The sequence below is a fragment of the Desulfosarcina cetonica JCM 12296 genome (assembly GCF_001311845.1).
GTDB lineage: Bacteria > Desulfobacterota > Desulfobacteria > Desulfobacterales > Desulfosarcinaceae > Desulfosarcina > Desulfosarcina cetonica.
The window spans coordinates 1-21,790 of the sequence record NZ_BBCC01000076.1; the positions used below are offsets into that span (position 1 = coordinate 1).

28 protein-coding genes are annotated in these 21,790 nt (G+C 46.2%); 26 read left to right on the plus strand and 2 right to left on the minus strand.

Features of this window, described 5'->3' with window-relative positions:
• Window positions 1-378: 378 nt before the first annotated feature.
• From rfbC to JCM12296_RS50590, 11 genes are all read left to right on the plus strand, one after another.
• Window positions 379-813 (plus strand): dTDP-4-dehydrorhamnose 3,5-epimerase, encoded by a 435-nt coding sequence (gene rfbC / locus JCM12296_RS17280; protein WP_306304066.1) that lies wholly within the window; start codon window positions 379-381, stop codon window positions 811-813.
• A complete protein-coding gene (gene rfbD / locus JCM12296_RS17285; RefSeq protein ID WP_054695742.1) occupies window positions 810-1,682 on the plus strand; it encodes a dTDP-4-dehydrorhamnose reductase in 873 nt (290 codons plus the stop codon). Before rfbC ends, rfbD begins: the two co-directional genes overlap by 4 nt.
• Window positions 1,683-1,808: 126 nt before the next feature.
• A complete protein-coding gene (locus tag JCM12296_RS47645) occupies window positions 1,809-2,096 on the plus strand; it encodes a nucleotidyltransferase domain-containing protein (protein ID WP_083456229.1) in 288 nt (95 codons plus the stop codon).
• Complete coding sequence (locus tag JCM12296_RS17295) at window positions 2,093-2,563, plus strand: hypothetical protein (protein WP_054695748.1); 471 nt, start codon at window positions 2,093-2,095, stop codon at window positions 2,561-2,563. Before JCM12296_RS47645 ends, JCM12296_RS17295 begins: the two co-directional genes overlap by 4 nt.
• A gap of 95 nt (window positions 2,564-2,658) precedes the next feature.
• Window positions 2,659-3,903 carry an MBL fold metallo-hydrolase RNA specificity domain-containing protein gene (locus JCM12296_RS17300; RefSeq protein ID WP_246804471.1) on the plus strand — a complete coding sequence of 415 codons (1,245 nt, stop codon included), beginning with the start codon at window positions 2,659-2,661 and terminating at the stop codon, window positions 3,901-3,903.
• A 162-nt stretch (window positions 3,904-4,065) separates the two neighbouring features.
• Window positions 4,066-4,359 (plus strand): nucleotidyltransferase family protein, encoded by a 294-nt coding sequence (locus JCM12296_RS17305; RefSeq protein WP_054695754.1) that lies wholly within the window; start codon window positions 4,066-4,068, stop codon window positions 4,357-4,359.
• On the plus strand, window positions 4,356-4,748 hold the full coding sequence (locus JCM12296_RS17310; protein ID WP_054695757.1) for an HI0074 family nucleotidyltransferase substrate-binding subunit: 393 nt from the start codon (window positions 4,356-4,358) through the stop codon (window positions 4,746-4,748). The genes JCM12296_RS17305 and JCM12296_RS17310 overlap by 4 nt, the downstream gene beginning before the upstream one ends.
• Window positions 4,749-4,825: 77 nt before the next feature.
• Window positions 4,826-5,119 (plus strand): nucleotidyltransferase domain-containing protein, encoded by a 294-nt coding sequence (locus JCM12296_RS17315; RefSeq protein ID WP_157067698.1) that lies wholly within the window; start codon window positions 4,826-4,828, stop codon window positions 5,117-5,119.
• A 134-nt stretch (window positions 5,120-5,253) separates the two neighbouring features.
• Window positions 5,254-5,499, plus strand: coding sequence for a HepT-like ribonuclease domain-containing protein (locus tag JCM12296_RS50585; protein ID WP_422698820.1), 246 nt, complete (start codon window positions 5,254-5,256; stop codon window positions 5,497-5,499).
• 120 nt (window positions 5,500-5,619) lie between these two features.
• Window positions 5,620-5,823: a type II toxin-antitoxin system HicB family antitoxin gene (locus JCM12296_RS17325; protein ID WP_054695765.1), complete on the plus strand. Its 204-nt coding sequence runs from the start codon at window positions 5,620-5,622 to the stop codon at window positions 5,821-5,823.
• Window positions 5,820-6,002: a type II toxin-antitoxin system HicA family toxin gene (locus JCM12296_RS50590; RefSeq protein ID WP_213181585.1), complete on the plus strand. Its 183-nt coding sequence runs from the start codon at window positions 5,820-5,822 to the stop codon at window positions 6,000-6,002. Before JCM12296_RS17325 ends, JCM12296_RS50590 begins: the two co-directional genes overlap by 4 nt.
• 251 nt (window positions 6,003-6,253) lie before the next feature.
• Here JCM12296_RS50590 and JCM12296_RS47650 read toward each other — a convergent pair whose 3' ends face one another.
• Window positions 6,254-6,388: a hypothetical protein gene (locus JCM12296_RS47650; RefSeq protein WP_281492041.1), complete on the minus strand. Its 135-nt coding sequence runs from the start codon at window positions 6,386-6,388 to the stop codon at window positions 6,254-6,256.
• A 118-nt stretch (window positions 6,389-6,506) separates the two neighbouring features.
• Here JCM12296_RS47650 and JCM12296_RS17330 point away from each other — a divergent pair, with 118 nt between their 5' ends.
• The 7 genes from JCM12296_RS17330 (at window position 6,507) to JCM12296_RS17355 (ending at window position 10,807) form a co-directional block, all read left to right on the plus strand.
• Complete coding sequence (locus JCM12296_RS17330; protein ID WP_246804472.1) at window positions 6,507-6,845, plus strand: DUF433 domain-containing protein; 339 nt, start codon at window positions 6,507-6,509, stop codon at window positions 6,843-6,845.
• 302 nt (window positions 6,846-7,147) lie between these two features.
• Window positions 7,148-7,375, plus strand: a complete 228-nt coding sequence (locus JCM12296_RS36560; RefSeq protein WP_083456231.1) for a DUF433 domain-containing protein — start codon at window positions 7,148-7,150, stop codon at window positions 7,373-7,375.
• A 12-nt stretch (window positions 7,376-7,387) separates the two neighbouring features.
• On the plus strand, window positions 7,388-7,741 hold the full coding sequence (locus JCM12296_RS17335) for a DUF5615 family PIN-like protein (RefSeq protein WP_054695768.1): 354 nt from the start codon (window positions 7,388-7,390) through the stop codon (window positions 7,739-7,741).
• A gap of 236 nt (window positions 7,742-7,977) precedes the next feature.
• A complete protein-coding gene (locus JCM12296_RS17340) occupies window positions 7,978-8,379 on the plus strand; it encodes a four helix bundle protein (RefSeq protein WP_054695771.1) in 402 nt (133 codons plus the stop codon).
• Between the two features lie 167 nt (window positions 8,380-8,546).
• Entirely contained in the window at window positions 8,547-9,308 is a 762-nt protein-coding gene (locus JCM12296_RS17345; protein WP_157067699.1) for a hypothetical protein, read from the plus strand.
• Between the two features lie 73 nt (window positions 9,309-9,381).
• Window positions 9,382-10,182 (plus strand): exosortase/archaeosortase family protein, encoded by an 801-nt coding sequence (locus tag JCM12296_RS17350; protein ID WP_054695776.1) that lies wholly within the window; start codon window positions 9,382-9,384, stop codon window positions 10,180-10,182.
• Between the two features lie 94 nt (window positions 10,183-10,276).
• On the plus strand, window positions 10,277-10,807 hold the full coding sequence (locus JCM12296_RS17355; protein ID WP_281492042.1) for an exosortase C-terminal domain/associated protein EpsI: 531 nt from the start codon (window positions 10,277-10,279) through the stop codon (window positions 10,805-10,807).
• A gap of 447 nt (window positions 10,808-11,254) precedes the next feature.
• Here JCM12296_RS17355 and JCM12296_RS17360 read toward each other — a convergent pair whose 3' ends face one another.
• Complete coding sequence (locus tag JCM12296_RS17360) at window positions 11,255-13,384, minus strand: IS701 family transposase (protein WP_054695783.1); 2,130 nt, start codon at window positions 13,382-13,384, stop codon at window positions 11,255-11,257.
• 191 nt (window positions 13,385-13,575) lie between these two features.
• Between JCM12296_RS17360 and JCM12296_RS17365 the strand changes: the two genes are divergently transcribed.
• From JCM12296_RS17365 to JCM12296_RS17395, 8 genes are all read left to right on the plus strand, one after another.
• Window positions 13,576-14,721 carry a glycosyltransferase family 2 protein gene (locus tag JCM12296_RS17365; protein WP_054695785.1) on the plus strand — a complete coding sequence of 382 codons (1,146 nt, stop codon included), beginning with the start codon at window positions 13,576-13,578 and terminating at the stop codon, window positions 14,719-14,721.
• Window positions 14,722-14,907: 186 nt separating this feature from the next.
• Complete coding sequence (locus JCM12296_RS17370; RefSeq protein WP_054695788.1) at window positions 14,908-15,387, plus strand: VOC family protein; 480 nt, start codon at window positions 14,908-14,910, stop codon at window positions 15,385-15,387.
• Window positions 15,388-15,609: 222 nt separating this feature from the next.
• Window positions 15,610-16,167 (plus strand): acyltransferase, encoded by a 558-nt coding sequence (locus tag JCM12296_RS47655; protein ID WP_083456234.1) that lies wholly within the window; start codon window positions 15,610-15,612, stop codon window positions 16,165-16,167.
• A gap of 74 nt (window positions 16,168-16,241) precedes the next feature.
• Window positions 16,242-17,399: a glycosyltransferase gene (locus JCM12296_RS17375; protein ID WP_054695791.1), complete on the plus strand. Its 1,158-nt coding sequence runs from the start codon at window positions 16,242-16,244 to the stop codon at window positions 17,397-17,399.
• Window positions 17,396-18,487, plus strand: coding sequence for a glycosyltransferase (locus tag JCM12296_RS17380; RefSeq protein ID WP_054695793.1), 1,092 nt, complete (start codon window positions 17,396-17,398; stop codon window positions 18,485-18,487). The genes JCM12296_RS17375 and JCM12296_RS17380 overlap by 4 nt, the downstream gene beginning before the upstream one ends.
• A gap of 172 nt (window positions 18,488-18,659) precedes the next feature.
• Window positions 18,660-19,460 (plus strand): hypothetical protein, encoded by an 801-nt coding sequence (locus JCM12296_RS17385; protein WP_246804475.1) that lies wholly within the window; start codon window positions 18,660-18,662, stop codon window positions 19,458-19,460.
• 191 nt (window positions 19,461-19,651) lie between these two features.
• Window positions 19,652-20,485, plus strand: a complete 834-nt coding sequence (locus JCM12296_RS17390; RefSeq protein WP_172683950.1) for a polysaccharide deacetylase family protein — start codon at window positions 19,652-19,654, stop codon at window positions 20,483-20,485.
• A complete protein-coding gene (locus tag JCM12296_RS17395; RefSeq protein WP_054695803.1) occupies window positions 20,482-21,789 on the plus strand; it encodes a glycosyltransferase family 4 protein in 1,308 nt (435 codons plus the stop codon). The genes JCM12296_RS17390 and JCM12296_RS17395 overlap by 4 nt, the downstream gene beginning before the upstream one ends.
• Window position 21,790: the final 1 nt, after the last annotated feature.

Consider the following 21,790-nt stretch of genomic DNA (forward strand, 5'->3'; position numbering starts at 1 on the left):
CGAAGTGGGCGAGATAAAAAATATGTCTCTCGCAGAGCCGCAGAGCACACAGAGAAGGTCAGATGTGGTTGGCTTCGCTCAGAAAAGAAGAACTTAAAACGGTACCAATCCAAATTGTTTGATTTCCCTCTCAGGAATTAACGCCACTCTGCGCCTCTGCGTCCTCGAACGAAGTGGGCGAGATAAAAAATATGTCTCTCGCAGAGCCGCAGAGACCGCAGAGAGGACCTATTTGGTTGGGCTTCGCCCAAAAAGATCGAAAAACGGAATGAAAATCAAACCTACTCAAATCCCTGATGTACTGATTGTCGAACCCACGGTTTTCGGCGATAGCGTGGATTTTTTTTCGAAAGCTATAACCATCGAATGTTCCAGGAAATGACGGGACAAACAGTCACATTTGTTCAGGACAACCATTCCCGGTCGGAACTGAACGTTCTGCGCGGCTTGCATTACCAGATCCGGCAGCCCCAGGGTAAACTGGTGCGCGTGGTCTTCGGTGAGGTATTTGATGTGGCTGTGGACATCCGTCGCGCCTCGCCAACCTTTGGACACTGGACAGGCACCTACCTGAGCGCCGAGAACAAACGCCAGCTCTGGGTACCACCGGGGTTTGCCCACGGATTCCTCGTAACCAGTGAAGCGGCGGAGTTTCTCTACAAAACCACTGACTACTATGCACCGGAGCACGAGCGCTGCATCCGTTGGGACGATCCGGACTTCGATATCCGCTGGCCTCTCAACGGTCGCCCACAATTATCCGCCAAGGATGAAAAGGGGGTTTCCTTCAAGCGTGCGGAGGTGTTCGCATGAACGTGTTGATTGTTGGCAAAAATGGACAACTGGGGACAACATTGATGAAAACGGCACCGAAATCGGTGGCTATACGGGGCGTCGACCTGCCCGCATTCGATGTTACCGATGCCAATGTCGTAATGACAGTGGTGGCGTCTGAAAAACCGGATGTGATCATCAATGCATCTGCCTACACGGCCGTGGACCGGGCCGAGGAGGAGGCTGAACTTGCCTATCGAATCAATGCCACGGGGCCACAGAATCTGGCCCGTGCTGCCGCTAAAACTGGAGCACGCCTGATTCACGTTTCCACGGATTATGTTTTCGACGGAACGGCATGCACGCCTTATGCACCTGATGCCGTGTGCAATCCGATCGGCGTTTACGGAAAATCAAAGCATCAGGGAGAACAAAATATCTTAAATGAGCTGGATGCTGTGGTCATTATTCGAACGGCATGGCTTTACAGCCAGTTCGGGAATAATTTTGTACTGACCATTTTACGCCTGCTCAAAGAAAAGACTGAACTGGGAATCGTGGCGGATCAAATCGGCGGTCCGACCTGGGCCACAACGTTGGCCCATGCCATTTGGAGAACCGTTGCCCGGCCGGATCTCAAGGGCGTCTTCCATTGGACGGATGCAGGGGTAGCCAGCTGGTACGATTTTGCCGTCGCCATTGCCGAAGAAGCACTGGCTCGCCAATTGATCGAAAAACCGATTCCCATCCGCCCGATTACCACCGCCGACTACCCGACCCTGGCCGCCCGTCCGGCATACAGTGTACTCGACTGCACCGCGTCCTGGCGTTCATTGGGTCTTGCCCCTGTACACTGGCGGGTAGCACTCAGACAAATGCTGGATGGATTAATCAAGAGCACTCGGTGAGTGTGGGTGATCGGTTGATGGAACCGGAAAAAATATTCCGATCGGCGGCTCGTTTTTGAAAATGATTTAGGGGCGAATTCATAGCACAAAGCCCCAAAAAACAAACAATATATCCCCAATTTTTCAATGCGACTCAAAAAAGAACAGATACGATTTTTGAAGGAGACGATTTCCAGAATAATTCCCGATGCGGATATTTTTCTTTTTGGATCGAGGAGAGACGACAAATTGAAAGGTGGTGATATAGATATTCTCGTGATTGGGCACCAGAAACTATCTCTTCAAGAAATCAGAGATATTCGGATCGCGTTTGGGAAACGATTTGGGTTTCAAAAAATCGATATCGTCAGTTACAAGAACGACGAATCCTCGACCTTTAAAGAATTGGCAATGTTAGAGGCGGTAAGGCTATGAAAGTAAGGGGAAGAAGAAAACTGTTGCTCCAGCAGTTTGACGAAAACATGGCCAACTTGGACCGTTCTTTATCCGCACTCCGTTATTCGTATTCAAAATGTATTACAATTTATGAAAAAGCCCTGTTTGACAATAGTGAGCAGGAAAGTTTGGAAGCACTGACGTCTCGATTTGCACGGACATCAGATATTTTTACTCAGAAAGTGTTGAAAACATTATTTGCACTGATTCAGGAAAATCCAAAAACATTTTTGGATGCTGCAAATTTATTGGAAAAAATTGAAATCGTAGATAATGCTGATGACCTGCTTAATATAAGAGAACTCCGTAATCAAATTGCCCATGAATATGTAAATGATGACTTGCACGCACTTTTTTCCGATGTTGTTCGATTTGTTCCGGAGATAGAACGTATTGTCGACAAATTAAAGAGTTACATGATAAACAAAGAAATTACCATCGATTAACCAATGCACATCACCCATCTCGCGCCGAAAACTGTGTCACCGGTTCCTGCCACCTGCTCCAGGCAAATGGCCTGAACATCATGGTGGATTGCGGCATGACCCAGGGCAACGATCCGGAATCTCCCATGGAGAGCTGGCCGATCAAACCCACCGAGATCGATTACCTGTTTCTCACCCATGCTCACATCGATCACATCGGCCGACTGCCGGAACTGATCCGGAATGGTTTCAAGGGCGAAATCATTTGCTCGCATCCCACCAAGGCATTGCTTGTTCCCATGCTGACCGACGCCATGAAGTTTTCCGATATTCCCGTGGAAGATCTCCGCGGTATCGAGAAGACCATCGACGATCTGTCCTGGGGGTTCGAGTGCGGTGACCCATTCGATTTACAAAAGGGGATATCCTTCAAAATGAAGCGGGCCGGCCACATCCTGGGATCCTGCTTCGTCCGCTTCGAAGATAAAAACAACGGCTGCTCCGTACTTTTCTCCGGTGACCTCGGTGCCAAAGACGCACCGATTTTACCGGATCCTGAGGCTCCTGAAACCGCTGATCTTGTCGTCCTGGAATCCACCTACGGCGACCGGCTGCACGATGATCGAACCCATCGGATCAAACGCTTGGGCCAAGTCCTGACGCGGTCATTGTCGGATGGCGGAAAGGTCTTTATTCCTGCTTTCTCCTTGGGCCGCACCCAGGAATTGATCTACGAAATGGACCGGCTTTTTTCCAATCCGGTCTGCCAGGAAATGTTTCCCGCGCTTCAAGGCCAGAAACGCCCACCGGTGTTCGTGGATTCCCCTCTGGGTCTTGAAATAACGAAGATTTATGCGCAGCTTTCCAAATATTGGGATAAGGAAGCCAGGGATCTTTTCTTCAGTGGAGACCATCCCATCGATTTCGACGGGCTCTATGCGGTGGAAAGCCACCGCGATCATCTCAAGCTCTGTGATGCCAAGGGCCCTGCCATTATTCTTGCCGGCAGCGGCATGTGCACCGGCGGCAGGATCATCGATCATTTGGCAAGAGGCATCGAAGATCCAAAAAACGACATTCTTTTTGTCGGTTATCAGGCAGTGGGAACACCCGGTCGTGCCATTCAGGAACATGCCGACAAGCCCGGCGGCTACGTCTACCTCAACGGAGATCGCAAAACCATCAACGCCAAGGTTCACACCCTGACCGGCTACTCCGCCCACGCCGACCAAAACGACCTCCTCAATTGGATCGAATCCATGCCTGAAAAGCCCGGTGCGATTAAATTGGTGCATGGGGAGGGGAGCGCGCGGTCGACGCTGAAGGACGTGTTGGAAAAACGAGGCTACACCGTTCAATAGGCCATAATTGGACGCGGATTCTCACAGATAAATGCGGATAAAAATCAATATAATAGTACACGGCGTTACACTGATTGCCACAGATTCAAAACAGCCGTATTCATTGGCCTGCGGCGAGATAAAATTGTATCGTGCTTTTCTCAGCTGTAATCTGTGTGAGTGATGGATATCCAAGAAATCTTAAGACAGGCTGCGCTGATTATCAGTGACGAATTGGAGGGTAACTATCGGCTGTTTTTATTCGGCTCCCGCGCCAAAGGTACGGGCAGCGATAAATCTGACATTGATATTGGTGTTATATCGAATACCCGAATCACTGGGAGGCAGCTACTCAAGATACAGGAAAAATTGGAACAGATACCCACTTTATTGAAAATCGATATTGTCGATTTCAACTCAGTTGATGATGAATTCAAAAAGATCGCATTGAAATATACAAAGGATATCGAAGTATGACTTCGGATAAATTGAAGAGGAGCCTGATCTTATTCAAAAAAGCGATGGATCGTTTTTCCGAAGTGATGAAGGAACCTGAATCTTCAATTGTCATGGATGCAACGATACAGCGATTTGAATTCACCTATGAGTTAATGTGGAAGACGCTGAAAACTTTTTTAGAAGATATACACGGTGTTCGGACCATATCGCCGAGACAGGTCTTTGTGGAGGCATATTCCCTTTCAATTGTCGAACAAGAAGATATTTTTCTGGAAATGATAAAGTCAAGAAATTTACTATCACATACCTATAATGAAAAACAGGCTGCTGATATTTATAAAAAATGCCCTTCATATTTATCAGCTATGAAAGATTTATTTGCCAAGTTATTAAAAGAGTCAAGTTAAAGCTTTGTCTGCGTTAATCCGTGTCCAATAAACGGCCTTTCAATCGAAGGCTAAAAAATGATTGTCGGTGTCCGTTCGTGGCAAAAAAAGCAATGATCAGATATTCAAAATTACCAAAAGATATTTCGGATCGTATCAAGTCTGCCAGCCAGTATCTGGAAAAAAGAAAAGACGTAATTTTTGCGTACTTGCTCGGCGGATTGGCGAAAGGCGATGTAAAGCCGTTGAGCGATGTCGATATTGCCGTGTACCTTGATGAAGGCGTGGATTGCATCGATGCAAAGATGGCTATTTTGGAGGATTTGATTGACATCCTGAATACCGATGAGATACGATTTGATCGTATTGAACCAGTCATCGCTTTCGCTTAGTATGAATGTGATTAAGAACCATCGCTTGATGGTAGACAAACAACCATTTGTAAGGCACGCTCATTATTCGCTGATCATGCGAAAATACTTCGATTACAGTCGACTGGAGTCGGCCATATTTAAAAGGCGGTTTTATCAAGGTTGATGAAAGGCTTGTTCTCCGAAAGTTAAGTGAACTTGAAGAGTATGCGTCCCAAATCCAGGATTTCCGTTCCATCTCGGTCGATGACTATAAAAGCGATTGGAAGAGCCAGCGAATTATCGAAAGAACCTTGCAAATGATGATCGAAACCTGCGTGGATATTGCCGGGCACATCATCACTGACATACACGGACAAAAGATATTTCACCGCAGAGTCGCAGAGCAAAATGAAAAATAGTACACGGATTTGCACGGAGAAACACGGATAATGTTCCAAACTCTATGCTCCACGCTCCGTGCTTAAAAACGACCCAAATCTGCGTTCATCCGAGTCCAAGAAAAGAAAGAGAATTGGAAGATGAAATTGAAAATAGTTTTTGAGCCCAGCGATGAAGGGGGATATACTGTTTACGTGCCTAGCCTGCCTGGGTGTATTAGCGAAGGGAATAATAAACAAGAAGCTCTTGCTAATATAAAAGAAGCCATTGAACTCTATCTTGAACCTGTTGCTGATGATTTTATGCTAACTGATGGTGCCGAAATAGCGGAAATCGCAGTATGACCAAGGTGCCGGTTCTTGGCTATCAGAAGGTAATCAGAGTGTTGCAAAGAGACGGATGGGTAGTTGTTCGACAGAAGGGGAGCCACATACGCCTTCAAAAGCATTTGAATGATGAGGTGTTAAAAATGACAATTCCGTCTCACAACCCATCAAACGGTCGACGCTTTCACATATTCTAAAACAAGCTCGCATCTCAGTTGAGTACTTTTTAGGCCTGATTTGAATACCACCGAAGCAACGCAAAGCAGGTTTCTGATTCCATCCGTAGGCTGATAAAAATTGTCTATGTGCGTTTGTGTGCGTCTGTGGCAAGAAAATAATAGCACACGTATTCACACAGAGAAACACGGATTCTGTTCCAAACTCTGCGCTCCAAGCTCCGTGCTCAAAGGTAACCTAATTCCGTGTCCCATAATTCTCTCTGCGATCTTTACGCCTCTAACGAAGTGGGCGATAAGTTTTTTAAGCCAATATAACCAACCAAACCAACAAACAGGTATTCATGCAAATCCATTTTATCGCCGCTGCCAGACCCAATTTTATGAAAATCGCCCCACTCTACCACGCTTTCTCCAAAGAGACGTGGGCGGAACCGATTATTGTACATACCGGTCAGCACTACGACTTGAACGGATTGTTGAGTCCTTAAAGCACTTCAGAAGCAGGCAATAGCCGATGGAATAATGAAGAGCGGAACTTCGGAAAATGTAATAATAGAGATTGGGAAGAGCAGAGGGACGTTAGGCCGGATTAACAAGATCGAGATGATTTCTATGATGGGAGGTAACTATGGGAAAAAAATGGACCGAATTACCATTGATCCAACGGTAATGAATGGTCAACCCTGCATTCGAAAGCTTAGATTGACAGTCCGAAGGGTTGTCGAAGCAGTTGCCTTATACCCTCATAGAGAAGAGCTCTATACTGAGTACCCTGAACTCGAAGATGAAGACATCAGGCAGGCTCTTGAATTTGCGGCAAGAAATCTTGAAAGTCAGATAATTCCACTGGAGGCAGCTTGATCCGTATTCTATTGGATCAGTGTATTCTGCCAACAGAACAATCGATTAGGATAAAATCAATACCTATATAGCATTCCATATCCAATAGCCAATTGCCCATAGTCCATCGCCAACATCTCATAGAAATGATTGGTGCAATGAGTGGCAAACTGATTAAACATATAAAACAACAAAACAAAGGCATTTCACGCTTGTCTCGCTTTTCCTGCGAGTCTCGCAGCAAGAACCCACAACCCACAACAAGCAGATTGGAACTTTAAAATTCAAAACCAAAAATTTAAAATTCAACTGTTGGGGGATTCATGAAATGGCAAGATCATATCACGGTTGATCCTAAGATGTGTCATGGCGCTGCTTGTATTAAGGGTACGCGCATCATGGTTTCGGTTGTGATGGACAACCTGGCATCAGGTTTAACGGTAGAAGAAATAGTTAAAAGCTATCCGTCGCTTAGTTGTGAAATGGTACAGGCGGCTGTCTCTTATGCTGCTGAGCTTACCAGAGAACGGATAGTTGCCATGAATGCATAAGACGCTGTTTACATGAAATTCAAGATTGATGAGAACTTACCGGTCGATGTAGCGCATTTGTTACGACAGTCAGGTTACAACTCCATGACCGTTTTAGATCAGGACTTAGGTGGAAGTGCTGATTCAACGATTGCTTCTATTTGTCAACAAGAGAAGCGTATCTTGGTCACACTGGATACGGATTTTGCCGATATAAGGGCATATCCACCAGGGGAATATTATGGAATTATCGTTTTGCGTTTAACGCATCATGACAAACCTTATATTATGCAAGTTTTTTCTCGATTAGTGAAGAAGCTGCAAATTGAGCCACTCAATGGGTGTTTGTGGATTGTTGAGGAAAATCGTATTCGTATACGAAACTGAAACTATAGGAATAAAAACAACAAAATTAATAAACTCAAAACTCAAAATAAAAACTAATAATCGTTCCAGATAATTGTATAGAAGCTTGGCTATAGTCGATGGGCGATAGGCAAAAGGTTATTGGAATAAGGATGGGGAAGGTTTGCATTCTTGAAGTTAGGAAAAGCTGAAGAGCGGAACTTCGGAAAAATGCAATAACAGATATTGGTAATAGCAGAAGATCTGAATTCGGATAGATGAAAAAAAGACGGGATATCAAGCATTTCAGGGATCTTGATGTATATAAACTTGCATTTGATTCTGCAATGCAGATTTTTACAATTACAAAATTGTTCCCAGCTGAAGAGCGCTATTCAATGGTTGACCAAATACGGCGTTCTTCGAGGTCAGTTTGCTCAAATTTGGCAGAAGGTTGGAGGAAAAGAGCATACAAGGCAGTCTTCAAGAATAAATTAACAGATTCAATGCAGGAAGCATCTGAAACACAATGCTGGTTGGAATTTGCAGAATCCTGTTCCTATCTCAATAAAGATCAATTTAGGGAACTCGATAATGAGTATGAGCGAATCATCGCAATGCTGAATGGAATGGAAAAACAGGCAGGAAAGTTCTGTTTTAAATCAGGGACCAAATCGTGACTGATTTTTTGAACGGTTTTTTTCAATCTTCCGCTTTTCCGATCTTCCTCGCTTCGATGGTGCGCTCCACGCTAAAAAAAGGAGACCCCCCAATGAAATACAAATATCCACTTCTCGTACTAGTTTTCACAATTATCATAGCAACAATCTCTTGCTCCGGAGGTGAAATGGAACAAAAGAAAGTTACCTATAGCAGCCTGAAAGATATCCCTGATGCTGCTTGGGAAAAGCTATCTCATAAGAAAATCTATTTTGGCCATCAGTCGGTTGGTTTCAACATTATGGATGGCGTCAAAGATTTGATGAAAGAATATCCACAAATCAAACTCAAGATTGTCGAAACCAAAGATAGCGGAGATATTAAACCCGGTGTTCTCGCGCATTCCAGGGTTGGGAAAAATACAGAGCCCGAAACCAAGATGGACGAATTTGAAAACGTTCTTGAACAAGGTGTCGGCAGTAAAGCTGACGCCGCTGCGCTGAAGTTTTGCTATGTAGATATGACCGGCAAAACCGATGTTGCGAAACTGTTTGACGATTATAAGCGGAGAATCGAGAATATAAGGAAAGAATATCCTGATCTTCAGATCATCCATTTTACCGACCCGCTCACAGTGACAAATAAAACGTGGAAAACCTGGTTAAAACAGGTGATGGGGAAAAAGGAAATATGGGAGTTCAACGACAATATAAGAAGAAACCAATACAATGAATTGCTGAGAAAAGAATACAAAGGCAAGGATCCGATAGTCGATATCGCTGAGATTGAGTCGACCAAACCAGACGGCAGCCGTCAAAGCTTCGAAGTGGACGGCGTTACCTATTATTCCTTGTATCCCGGGTACACCATGGATGGAGGCCATTTGAACGAAATTGGCCGCAAAAAGGTGGCGGAACAGTTTATCCTGCTTCTGGCCAATTTGAGCTGAGGCATTTAATGAACAGTGTCGAGGACAAAAAAGAGAAAATGATGCCAGCCATGATTGGTTTTTATTCAGGCTGGTGATCGTTTTCGTTTTTGCCTTTTTACCGGTGATCAAAACGCTGGTCGAGACGTGGATCCAATCTGATGATAATTCCCATGGGTTGTTGATTGTTCCGATTAGTCTGTACATCATCTGGCAAAACCGTGCCAGATTGAAGTGCGCGGCTATCGAACCCGGGGTGGGTGGCCGAACCATGGTGACCTTGGCAATTGTGTTGTACGTTTTTGCCTTCAAAGCCGGCATCGCCACAGTCAGTAGTTTTTCACTTGTCCTGGCCATCTGGGCGATCGTCTGGGCATTGTTCGGGAAATCGGTCTTTAAAAATCTGGTTTTCCCGCTGGCACTCTTGATTCTTATGATTCCGATTCCGGGGCAGATATACTCCATGGCGACGATTCCATTGCAATTGATGGTGTCGAAAGCCAGTGCGGCGATGGTCGGCTATTTGGACGTGCCGGTGTTCAGGGAAGGCAATGTGATCCACCTGCCCGGTAGAACACTCGAAGTGGTTCAGGCCTGTAGTGGGCTCCGTTCACTGATGTCCCTGATCACGCTTTGCACAATTTTTGGCTACATGACCTTGTCTTCCAATTTCTTGCGAGGAATTTTGATCGTCAGCAGCATTCCGGCAGCGGTACTGGTTAACATTTTTCGGGTCGTACTGATGATCATCGCCTTTTATTATTTGAATTTGGATCTTTCCGAAGGGTCGCTGCATACTACCTTTGGTGTGGTCGTCTTTGTATTGGCGTTGGTGTTGGTGGCAATGTTAAGGGGCATTCTTTCGAAATGGGACGCAAAACGAGAAATCAGCTGATATATATTATCGGTTGTCTTTTAGCAGCGGTATTTTTAATTAATTTCAAAACCGTTGCACCTGTTCATACCAGCAGGATGAGGCTGTCAGAAGCATTCGAACAGTTGGTAGATGGAGTGCGGTAAACGATGTTGCAATGGAGCAACATATTGTCGAATCACTTAACCTGGATGACTATCTGTTTCGTTCGTATAGCGAGGGAGAGCGCGTCGTCACCCTCTACATCGGATATTATTACACAGCCGATAAGGTCGGTGCGGCTCACTCCCCGCTGGTTTGCTTTCCGGGGCAAGGTTGGGAAATCTCTACGCCAAAAGCTGCCTCCGTGACAACAGCCGGGAGCAGGGTAAGTGCTGAACAAATCATGATCCGTAAAGGACAGCAACGAGAGCTGATCCTCTACTGGTTTCAGGCCTACGACCGGACATCACCCGGAACATTAAAACAAAAGCTTAATAATTTCTGGGCGAAGCTGCGTTCGAAACCCGAGGACAACGCCTTTGTGCGCGTTTCAGTGACGATTCAGGGAAATCATGTCGAGGATGCCGCCAAATCAGCTGAAACGTTCATTCAAGCTTTTTACCCAGCATTCTTTGACTACGTAACCAACCAACAAAGTTCGTGACTGTCATCTGAGCTGTTGATCAAAATTATCACCGCAGAGTCGCAGAGGACGCAAAGAAATGGTTCAGGGCTTCGCCTAAAGAATTAAAGGAGCCACAGAACCACGCGAACACAAGCAAACACTTATTTTCTTGCCACCGAAGGTGGACTGAAATGTCCGGGTACGTCCATGTGTGTCCAAGGCAAAATAAATCCTCTGCAGACTTTGCGCCTCGAGCGAAGTGGGCGGTGAGACATAGATGATGTTGGTTTTCCAGCCAAAGGCTGAATAAAATTGTCTGAATAAGTTCGTGTTTGGTCGCGGCTAAAAAAGCTATAATCGGATTCAATCATACAGCCCTAAACCACTTCAGCCTATGGCCTAATCTCCTTAGCGAAGCTATCTGTGTGTGTCCGTGGCTTAATCAATTATAGTTTTGTCCATTATCACTACAGCGAAACATAGATGTTATAAGCTTTGGCCAGCCTGACCCTTTTCTTTCGATGCGACATGTAAGCGATGAAATTGCGACGCAGATGATATTGAATAATCTCCTTCATCCCCTCGGCGTTCAGAGATCTGAGCGGAAGTACTAATGATAGTATTTTTCGCACCAGGGGTACCGTCAACAAAGGTGTTTTTTTTTAAGTGCAATCGCATCCGTAGCATAAAGTGTAGAGCCAGGAATACGAAGATCATGTGTCGATGCCAGGCGGGCCAGGATCGGTGTTCATAGCAATCCATGCCCACTTGACTCTTGCCTTCCTGAAAGCACTGCTCGATGGGCCAGCGCATGGAGGAGGCCTTTACCATCTCGGATAGTGGGATCTCTTTGAGTGCATTGGAGATGGCGTATTTGATCTTGCCATCGTCGTTCTTTCGCAAGAAAAGCCATTGTGGGTCACCCGTCGGCAAGCCATCGCGAGACAAATAAATGCGAAGTCGGGCAACTTTTGCAATGATGGGTCCCTTGGCGCCTTCGGCAACAACGACCGGTTTCCAGGATACGCGATCGGATTTGGCGATCTCGACAACACTTCGCGGCTTGGGTTGTCCGGGTAATACTTTGCGTTTGGTGGGACGGCGGCCACGCCCCTTGTAGGGCGGGAGTCCCACTTTTGGCTTTTTCGTGAAAACATGGGTATCGGACTTGATCGCGGCAAAATAAAAGCAATTCTTGGGCAAGGCGTTCAAGAATTCCATGTCACTACCAAAAGCAGCGTCGGCGCCAATCCACGTGAAGGGATAATGCTCTGTGGCGACGATCTCGGTGATTAATTTTAAGGCGATCTGCTGCTTGGTCTCAAAGACAAGATCTTCGGGGACCAAGTTGAATTGGCGCCTTTCTTTCTGCTCAGGGGAAAACCAGCTTTTCGGCATATACAATCGGCCACCGAGCAGACCGTAGCCTTTGTCGCTGGAATAGCCGATAAAGACACCGGACTGACAGTTCTCAACCTTTCCGAGAGCGCCACAATACTGTCGGTCCACGCCAACCGACTCCTTGCCCTTTTTGGGAAAGTCGCTGGGGTCGATGGTAATCATCCCATCGGGGGCGGCGATCAACTCCGCCAGCATCTTCTGATGGGTTTGCAGCATGGCCCCATGATCCCAACGAAAAGTCTTCATGAACATCTGCATGGAACGGACGGACTTTTTATCGAGAAATTCAAGCGCGATCGGTTCCACGGATTTGGCTTCTGCATTACTCATGAGTCCGGATAGATAGGCCAATCCCAGGCGGTGATGTTCGATGCGGCCATAAGCCTCATGAAAGCATTGATGAAAACTGACCAGCTCTTTGGCCATCGTCTCGATATCATCGGTATCGAGATTCAAGTCGGCGGTCAGTTGCGGATGCCATCGGCAATGTTCTAATAGCATGACCAGCGCCTCCACCTTGGTTTGGGTCAGTGGGGGGCGATCAAGAACAAGAATAGGGGCGGGCTGTTGGCGGCAATCAATAATTTGTCTGAAGTCCGGGTCTAAAACATAAAGGTAAACCTCCTTGGGGTTGCCATGATAACGATATCCCTTGCCTTGTTTGGCGCTACCCTGGGTATGCCCCACGTGCAGCCAGTTGGCAGCCTTATAGCAGGTGCCCGTAAAATAGCGGGAATCGACAAAAGTCTCCAATAGCAGGAGTCGATGGTTGAAATGGTGTAGCCAATCCGCTGGCAGCCGCGCGATATTGAGGGCCAGCACATGTGAGGCCAGATTGGGGACCTGAACCCAAGGTAAAATCAAAAAACGGCTGTTGGCGGCTACTTGATACAGATGCCGTTTTCGTTGACTCGGCGACCAACCGATAAAACAGTCTCTTACGGCCAGTTTCAATGCCGGTGCGCTCCACGACAAGGCTGCTACAGGGCGATCTTTCAAAAAAGCCAAGTACTTGAGTCGATGCCCGAGCAGTTGCCGATACCCCAGGTAGTGATGCCGGCTGACCCAGCGATCCCACAATGACTCCCAGTCCGAACCACCGACGGGTTTCACAATGGCCGGACCAAAGTCGTTCAACGTGCCGGCAATTGCCTCTGTGTTGATGACAACCGGCACTGGCGGCAGGCCATCGTTTTGTTTTTGGGTTGATTGCATGGCAGGCAGCAAATGGGTTGTTGACGATAGGGCGCCGATTCACGGTAGCGGAAAAACCCGCATTCAAGCCGACGAACACACAATGCGCAACGCCATGGCCCCGATTGATCGCCCTGTTATTTGGAAGTATACATGCTTCTGATTTAGGCGTCTACTATAATTTTCGCTGTAGTGTTATGGAGAAACATTAAATGGCACTATTTTTTTTCTGGTTTTCCGTATTCATGGTCTTTTATGTATACCTCGGTTATCCAATCGTGGTGATGCTGATCTCACTAATATTGAACAAAAAAGTAGATAAAAAACCAATCGAGCCATCGGTGACAATTCTTATTTCGGCCTACAACGAGGCCGAACATATCACGCAAACCATTCAGAACAAACTGGATTTGGATTATCCTGAGGACAAACTCGACATCATCGTTATTTCCGATGAATCAACCGATGGAACAGATGACTTGGTCAAGGCGTTCGACAATCCACGCATCCAATTGTTCCGTCAGGAACCGCGCGCCGGTAAAACATCCGCGCTGAATATGGCTGTACCTCACGCAAAGGGGGAGATCCTCGTTTTTTCAGATGCAAATTCAATCTACGACCAATATGCCGTTAGAGCCTTGATGGCCAATTTCAACGATAAGGCCGTGGGCTACGTCAGCGGAAAGATGGTCTATGTTAATCCAGACGGTTCTTTGGTTGGAGATGGTTGCAGCGCTTATATGAAATATGAAAATTGGCTGCGTGCTTTCGAGACCAAAGTCGGCTCTATTGTTGGTGTGGATGGCGGAATTGATGCTGTTAGAAAAAATCTATACGATCCTATGCGGGCCGACCAATTGCCTGATTTTGTCCTGCCTCTGAAGGTCACTGAAAATGGCTATCGTGTGATTTACGAGCCTGAAGCTCTACTCAAAGAAGATACGCTCAAGGAAACAGCAGATGAGTACAAAATGCGTGTAAGGGTTTCGCTGAGAGCTGTTTGGGCACTGTTTGACATGCGTGGATTACTGGCTTTTAAAAAGGGAACAAAACTGTTTTCCTGGCAGCTTTGGTCACATAAAGTCATGCGGTATGGGTGTTTCGTTTTTATATTGACGGCGCTTCTGGCCAATTTGTTTTTATTTGGCCATGGCAGCCTGTATGTTCTATCCTTTTCTATGCAAATGATGCTGGTGGTTGCCATTGTTATTTCGTTCATGGTTACCAAACCAGGCAATACCGGAAAAATATTAAACTTTTCTCAGTACTTTTTCCTGTTGAATGTCGCATCGGCACATGCGGTGGTAAAATTTCTATGGGGTCAAAAGATGGTGGTTTGGAGTCCCAGAAAGGGTTGAAGCTCATAGATGGTAGAAGAAGGGGGGACGATTGATTCTATCCTTGATCTTGAATGGAAAAGTAATGATCAGAAGAAGTTTCAATCCTGTCTAAATCGGAAGGAAAGGTGTCGATAAAATTGCCGATAGTGATAGCTTATTTGGAGATCGTAATAGAATGAAATTTGGATGAAGGAAAGGGCACGTATGCATATAGATCATATTGGCATTGCCACCATGTCTCTGGAAAAAAGTATCCGGCAATGGGAAGATGGTTTCGGGTATAAACAATTTACCGAAATTGTGGAAAATACGAGACAGAAAGTTTACGTTGTGTTTATGACGAAACCGAAATCGATACAGATAAAGCTGATCGAGCCAACGGACAAGTCTTCACCAATATACACATTCGCCGCCAAAGGTGGTGGACTTCATCACTTATGCTTTAAATGTAATGATATGAACGTTGAAATTGATCGTTTTAAATCTTTAGGGATGCGAATTCTGACCCCACCACAACCTGGAGAGGCATTTCAAGGTGATAAAATCGCCTTCATCTTTGCTAGAAATGGATTAAATGTTGAGTTGATTGATACTGATAAGAAAGCAAAAGTTATTTCTGAGAACAGTGAGCATCGAACGTCCAACGTCGAGTGTGGAGACCGCTTCGTTCCGTCAATCGGTTAAAAGAATCACCGGTCGTTGGTGCGGCCTGTGAAAAGGGTTTACACATATTAAAAACGACAGCATGCCTTATTCGAAGTTCGAAATTGGACGTAAGATGTTCATGGGTCTGGGTTTTAGCCCCCTTCGGAGGGGCTTCATCAAACCACCCGCTAAGCGGGTGGTCGGTGATTTTTTTGCGGGTACATTTGATTAGATTTGTTTAGCTTGGAGGTCGATAAATATATGGTAAAACGATCCTATAAGTTGCTTGCAAAAAGGCTTTGGTGGGACTTAAAAGATTCCACGATTAGAAAATCTTATAAATATTATTTAATAGCTAGAATTCCAGGATTTTTTGGAATTATGATTAGAGAGGATTTCTGGTGTAATAAGTTAAAAAGATGCGGAAAAAACTTGATAATTAAAGAAGGGGTTACAATCTATGATGTAGAACAAATATCTATTGGAGATAGTGTTTCAATTGGGATCAACTGCGTTTTGGAAGGAAAGGGGAAAATTACAATAGGGTCTAATGTTTTAATAGGCCCCCAAACAACTATTTTTTCAACTAATCATATATTTGAGGACAATGACAGACCTATAAAAACTCAAGGCTTGACTCTAAAAGAAGTCATTATAGGAAATGATGTATGGATTGGATCAAAAGCATTTATAATGCCAGGTGCAAATATTGAAGATAGTTGTGTCATTTCGGCTGGCAGTGTTGTTGGAGGACGGAGATATATTAAGGGTTCAATATTAGCAGGAAATCCTGCTAGAGTGATAGGTCATAGAAATTAATTCTTAAGTTTTGGGGCATTGGGCTGATATGCACTTTTACGTGTTCATGCTTATTTTAGAATAAAAAGCGAACGATGACACATAGTACAGAGAAACTAAAAATCTTTCACGTAATAGACAGTGGTGGTCTGTACGGTGCCGAGGTGGTATTGTTGAATCTGATGCTGGCTCAACAAGCGTTAGGACTGAAACCACAACTGGTAAGCATCGGTACTCCAGAGAACGAAACGAAACCTGTGGAAAGGCGGGCTGCCGCCCTCAGCTTGCCGGTTTTTCCGGTGCGGATGTCGGCCGGGCTCAATTTTGTTGGGGCGTGCCGCCTTTTGCGCCTGTCCCGCGGCGAAGAGGGACCAGTTTTACTGCATTCTCATGGATACAAGGGAAACATCCTGTTAGGGTTGCTGCCGATGGCTTGGCGCAGACAGCCGCTCGTCACCACCTTGCATGGCTGGACTTGGACCGGACAGTTAAGTCGCATGATGGTTTATGAATGGTTTGATGCGCTCAGTTTGAGACTAATCGACCACGTCGTATTGGTCAACGAGAAGATGGCTGAACACCCCCGGCTCAGGGTACTGCCGCAGGCACGACGTTCGGTAATTTGCAATGGAATCTCTCCGATAGAATCCAAGTGTATCGAATCGGCTATCTATCCCGAAAGCATTCGGGAGTTCTGCCAGCGCAGGTTTACCATTCTCGGTGTTGGCCGCCTTTCAAAGGAAAAGAACTTCACTTCCCTCGTCCGGGTGACAGCCGCTTTGGTGCGGGAAGACTTCGACCTGCAACTAATTTTGCTGGGAGAAGGCCGGGGCCGTGACGAACTGACTGCGTTGGCCGCAAATGAGGGTATTGTGGACCGAGTTTTAATGCCTGGTTACGTCGAGGATGTCGGCACATGTATGGCTGACTGCCGGATTTTCGCCATGCCCTCCCTGACCGAAGGACTGCCCATAGCGCTGCTTGAAGCCATGCAGGCCGGAATCCCGATTGTTGCTACCCGCGTTGGTGGTATTCCCTCTGCATTGGCTGAAGGCGAATGCGGGCTGCTTGTGTCCTCCGGAGATGATGAGGAATTGAAAAATGCCATTTTCGAGATTTACCGAAACCCCGATGCAGCCCGGACCCGGGCTGGCCTTGCAAGCCGACGGGTAAGGGAAAACTATTCCAGCAACCGCATGGCCCAAGAGTATCTCGACGTTTATCAGCGTGTACTGACTGGTATCCGAGCATGAAAGTCAATGTTCTCTATATGATTGACGCCCTCGATTATGGTGGCGCGGAAAAGCAGTTGGTGGAGTTGATCCGTAACCTTAACACCAAGCAATACATACCCCATCTGTGTTGCTTGAAGCCATCCGGTTCTCTTTATTCCACTTTGGAAATACCAAAAATTACGCTGCCATTTAATGGCTTTGCTAACTGGAACTTGATTACAGCAATTAGAACCCTGGTGTCCTATATTAAGGAATACGACATCCGTATCGTGCAGACCCATTTCCAGGACCCATTCCTATTGGCAGCTATGTCAAGACCCTTTTGCCATACGAAGCTTGTCGGAACTTTCCTCGATCTTGGTTTCTGGCGTACCCCTTGGGAGACCCTCAAGATGCGATTCACCTATCCTTTTTTCAATGCATTCATCGCAAACTCACAAGCAGTAAAAAAGCATTTCACGGATACGGACGGGATTAGGCCGGAAAAGATCCGGGTCATTTACAACGGTTTCGATTTCAAACAAGTTGCCGGTCTTAAGCGGCCAGAAAAATCGGATGGGGAATTCCGTATTGGTATCGTTGCCAACCTGAACCGGCCAGTTAAGCGGGTTGACGATTTTATCCGTGCAGCAAAGCTTGTTTATTCCGAATTTCCGAGAAGCCGCTTTGTTATTGCTGGGGACGGTCATCTCAAATCGGACTTGCAAGCTCAGGCCGTCTCATTGGGAATCGGTGCAGATGTCGAGTTTCTGGGACGTATACCCAATCCCCTTGATTTCATCCGGAATCTGGATGTTGGCGTGATATGCTCGGAATCCGAAGGTTTCAGCAATGCGATTATAGAATACATGGCTTGCGGTGTGCCGGTGGTCGTCACCAATGTCGGTGGTAACCCGGAGCTGGTTACTGAAAACGAAAACGGGTTCCTGTTCCCGGTCGGAGATTACATAACCATGTCGGAAAGAATCTGCAGTGTTCTCCGCGACAAGAAACTGCGCCGCTGTATGGGAAACAAGAATCGCAGCAAGATAAAGCAGGAATTCAGCGTCACCGGATTGGCGAGGAATCATGAGGCATACTACCACTACCTTTTAGAACGACTATGATTATCCGCGATTTTGATTTTTCACGTGACGATCCAGAATGCCTCTGGTCCCTGTATGAATCCGTGTATTCGGGATCAAAGGCTTTTCGGGACCGCTGGTCTTGGGAGGTATGCAGCTACCCGCGGGAGATGTGCGCATTTTGATTGCGGACTGTGAAGGAGAATATGCGGGGATGACCATGAGAACCGCAGTGCCGCTCCGTGTCCAAGGGGAAAGGGTGCGTGCATGGTTCGCAACCAACTCTCTGGTTTTACCGCGTTACCGAGGAAAAGGAGTTATTGGCAAGCTGTATAACAATGCCGCCGAAACTGGCGATCTGCAGCTCTCAAAAGGAACCGCACCCGTTATGTACCGTCTGCTTTTGAAAATGGGATACCGTGAGATAGTCCCCAATACATATTTAACCTGTGTGGTCGCCCCCCTGTCCTGGGCCCTCTGGAGGTTGACCGGAAACGTGCCCTTCCAGAATCGTAAACACAGGATGGATGGAAGATACGGCGACTTCACCGAAGTGACAGGGATCGACCGGGAAGCGTTTGACGGTTTCGACGACAGCTATTACGCTACGCTTTCCCAGGACTCCAACTATTTTTCATGGCGCTACGTTGAGGCTCCAAGTCGAAATTATCGCATTTATATCCGTAAACAGGAAGATCGGACGGTTTCTCGCTGTGTACTGCGATTGGAGGGACGAACCGCCACGCTTGTCGATCTCAGGTGGAACGCCGAGGCTGGAGACGAACCTCGCCGCACCATCCGCTTCATCAAGGACGAGGCGCGATCACAGGGAGCGGTCAAAGTAGTGGCCTGGGCAAACTTGGCACCTTTGCGAAGAATCCTGAACCGGGAGGGCTTCCGGACTCGCCGCGAAACACCACATTTCAGCTTTTTCAGCCGGGACCCCCGGTGGATCTCTTTCCCTTGGGAACAGGCCCATTTTGTTCACGGCGATGGCGATGCCGAGTATCTATAATTATTGTCGATAATATTATGATGTCTATAGAAAATTTCAAGAGCGGGCTGTTAAAGATTCCCCCGATTACTATGGGGCTTCGATATCTGTTTAGAAGTGTACCTCTCATTTTTCTTTACCACCGCTTCAGCCCTACTAGAAAAAAAGATGAGTTCTCTGTATGTGCGGACGTCTTCGGACGGCAACTTGACTTGCTATTAAAATATTATAAGATTGAAACTTTAGGATACTGTCTTGAGTATTACTATAAGTATGAAAAATGGCCCCAAAAAACTGCAGTTATTACTATTGATGACGGATATAGAGACTTCTTCCTTTATGCTTTTCCTGAATTGAAAAAAAGAAATATAAAAGCTACTTTTTTTGTTACCGTAGAATTTGTTAATAAAAATATCTGGCTTTGGCCAGATAAAGTATTTTATGCAATATTGAATTCTGAAAAGAAGAATATAAAAATTGACAAAATAGAAAAGAATAAAATCTACCCTCTTGAGACGCTTAAACAAAAAATATTCTTTAATAATAAATTTTGTGAATATTGCAAAAAGATTAGAGATGATGAAAAAAAAGATCTTATTTTCCTTCTGGAAAAAAAGTTGCAAGTTAATTCCCCTGAGCTTCCAGTAGATGGTTTTGAAGCTATTACCTGGGATGAATTGAAATATGTTTCGCAGTATGGGATTGAGATTGGCTCTCACACAATGACCCACCCCATACTTTCAAAAGTGTCTATCGAAAAGTTGACATATGAAATTAAGAGGTCAAAAGAAGTTATAGAGGAAATGATTGAAAAACCATTGAAGTCATTTTGTTACCCCAATAGCCTGCCGCAGGACATTACGGAGGAGGTTGTTCAGGTTGCTAAGGACTCCGGGTATTTAGGTGGAGTGCACAACTTTGGCTTAAGAAAGTTTGATCCCTATTTAATTCCAAGAGTCGGCGTAAGTAACCATGAGTTTGATTTTTCATGCAAGACCAACCGCTTTGAACAGTTTGGATTCACTGTTAAGAACCTTATGAAATGAATGACCATGCCAAAGCCATTGTTATTCTAACCGGTAGTTTTCCCCCCACCAATATTGTCGGAGCGCTTAGACCGTTTCGCCTGACCAAGGAACTTCTCCAGCAAGGTTGGCGGGTGATCATACTTACAAATCCGCCCAGCCCTGGTTGGGCATTGGATACGGCGCTTCTTGCTGAACTAAAGGGTGACTACCGGATAGAATACGTCAGAAAAACCCGGGAAATAGGTTTCTGGTCGCAAGGGGTGCCCGCACGTATCGCAGGGACCGGACATGATCTGCTAAGGCTTCTGCTGAAGCCCGACCCGGAAATTCTCTATGCACACATGTTCTGCCGAGCCTTTCAGGGAGTGGTTCGGAACGAGCGAGTGAATGCGGTGCTGACAACCTCGCCGCCTCACTCCATCCAAATCGCAGGCCTGTGGATAAAGAGACGTTACAAAATCCCCTGGATTGTTGATTACCGCGATCCCTGGGAATATTACCCGACCACCGGTCACCTTCGGCTCAACAATCCTCTGGAGCGATATTTCGAGGAAAAAATAGCTCAGGAAGCCGATGCGCTCGTCTCGGCCACATCAACTTACTCGGCCAATCTTACCAAGCGACACCCGAAATTGCCGACAAATCGATTCCATACGATAACAAACACGTTTGACAGCCGCCTGACATTCCGTCCTGCTGCCAAGGAAGATGATAAGTTCATCATTTGCTACACGGGGATCTTTTATCCAGAGAAGGATCCTTACGGGTTTTTTCGGGCACTAAGGTTCTGGTTTGACGGAATGAATCCGGATGAGGTGAAGCGCTATCGGTCAAAACTGGAAATACATCTTATCGGTTCCCGCAACCGGCCGACCCGCGAAACCATCGAATCTTTGAAACTGGAGGAGAACGTAATTTTCTTTGACCGCATGCCTCACCACCAGGCCATTGAAAAAAGCTTGGAAGCGGACATGCTGCTAATTTCCTCGGGGCTTGGGGCTCAAACTCGGCCGGGTTGGCTGCCTTCCAAACTGTTCGAATATTTGGGTTGCCGGGTTCCCATCTTTGCCCTTATCCGGGAAGGCGAAATGGCCGCAATCATTAGAGAGACCAATAGTGGCTATGTGGTGACCAGCGAGGATCACATCCGGATCGCACAGATTCTTAAAAATGAAATGGACCGGAAGTTGGGATGCGCCACGGTCGAGGAATACAAGAACTTTACCTTTAAGGGTATCGAACGTTTTGAAGAAAAAACGGTCATGAGCCACTTTGTCTCCCTTATCACAACCTGCACAGGTGTATTCACAGTATCGGCCTAAA

What these genes read in the sequence shown, in the direction of transcription:
- rfbC (WP_306304066.1), top strand. Translation starts at nt 379, where the DNA reads ATGACGGGACAAACAGTCACATTTGTTCAGGACAACCATTCCCGGTCG.
- rfbD (WP_054695742.1), top strand. Translation starts at nt 810, where the DNA reads ATGAACGTGTTGATTGTTGGCAAAAATGGACAACTGGGGACAACATTG.
- JCM12296_RS47645 (WP_083456229.1), top strand. Translation starts at nt 1,809, where the DNA reads ATGCGACTCAAAAAAGAACAGATACGATTTTTGAAGGAGACGATTTCC.
- JCM12296_RS17295 (WP_054695748.1), top strand. Translation starts at nt 2,093, where the DNA reads ATGAAAGTAAGGGGAAGAAGAAAACTGTTGCTCCAGCAGTTTGACGAA.
- JCM12296_RS17300 (WP_246804471.1), top strand. Translation starts at nt 2,659, where the DNA reads ATGACCCAGGGCAACGATCCGGAATCTCCCATGGAGAGCTGGCCGATC.
- JCM12296_RS17305 (WP_054695754.1), top strand. Translation starts at nt 4,066, where the DNA reads ATGGATATCCAAGAAATCTTAAGACAGGCTGCGCTGATTATCAGTGAC.
- JCM12296_RS17310 (WP_054695757.1), top strand. Translation starts at nt 4,356, where the DNA reads ATGACTTCGGATAAATTGAAGAGGAGCCTGATCTTATTCAAAAAAGCG.
- JCM12296_RS17325 (WP_054695765.1), top strand. Translation starts at nt 5,620, where the DNA reads ATGAAATTGAAAATAGTTTTTGAGCCCAGCGATGAAGGGGGATATACT.
- JCM12296_RS50590 (WP_213181585.1), top strand. Translation starts at nt 5,820, where the DNA reads ATGACCAAGGTGCCGGTTCTTGGCTATCAGAAGGTAATCAGAGTGTTG.
- JCM12296_RS17330 (WP_246804472.1), top strand. Translation starts at nt 6,507, where the DNA reads ATGAAGAGCGGAACTTCGGAAAATGTAATAATAGAGATTGGGAAGAGC.
- JCM12296_RS36560 (WP_083456231.1), top strand. Translation starts at nt 7,148, where the DNA reads ATGAAATGGCAAGATCATATCACGGTTGATCCTAAGATGTGTCATGGC.
- JCM12296_RS17335 (WP_054695768.1), top strand. Translation starts at nt 7,388, where the DNA reads ATGAAATTCAAGATTGATGAGAACTTACCGGTCGATGTAGCGCATTTG.
- JCM12296_RS17340 (WP_054695771.1), top strand. Translation starts at nt 7,978, where the DNA reads ATGAAAAAAAGACGGGATATCAAGCATTTCAGGGATCTTGATGTATAT.
- JCM12296_RS17345 (WP_157067699.1), top strand. Translation starts at nt 8,547, where the DNA reads ATGGAACAAAAGAAAGTTACCTATAGCAGCCTGAAAGATATCCCTGAT.
- JCM12296_RS17360 (WP_054695783.1), bottom strand. Translation starts at nt 13,384, where the DNA reads ATGCAATCAACCCAAAAACAAAACGATGGCCTGCCGCCAGTGCCGGTT.
- JCM12296_RS17365 (WP_054695785.1), top strand. Translation starts at nt 13,576, where the DNA reads ATGGCACTATTTTTTTTCTGGTTTTCCGTATTCATGGTCTTTTATGTA.
- JCM12296_RS17370 (WP_054695788.1), top strand. Translation starts at nt 14,908, where the DNA reads ATGCATATAGATCATATTGGCATTGCCACCATGTCTCTGGAAAAAAGT.
- JCM12296_RS47655 (WP_083456234.1), top strand. Translation starts at nt 15,610, where the DNA reads ATGGTAAAACGATCCTATAAGTTGCTTGCAAAAAGGCTTTGGTGGGAC.
- JCM12296_RS17375 (WP_054695791.1), top strand. Translation starts at nt 16,242, where the DNA reads ATGACACATAGTACAGAGAAACTAAAAATCTTTCACGTAATAGACAGT.
- JCM12296_RS17380 (WP_054695793.1), top strand. Translation starts at nt 17,396, where the DNA reads ATGAAAGTCAATGTTCTCTATATGATTGACGCCCTCGATTATGGTGGC.
- JCM12296_RS17385 (WP_246804475.1), top strand. Translation starts at nt 18,660, where the DNA reads ATGACCATGAGAACCGCAGTGCCGCTCCGTGTCCAAGGGGAAAGGGTG.
- JCM12296_RS17395 (WP_054695803.1), top strand. Translation starts at nt 20,482, where the DNA reads ATGAATGACCATGCCAAAGCCATTGTTATTCTAACCGGTAGTTTTCCC.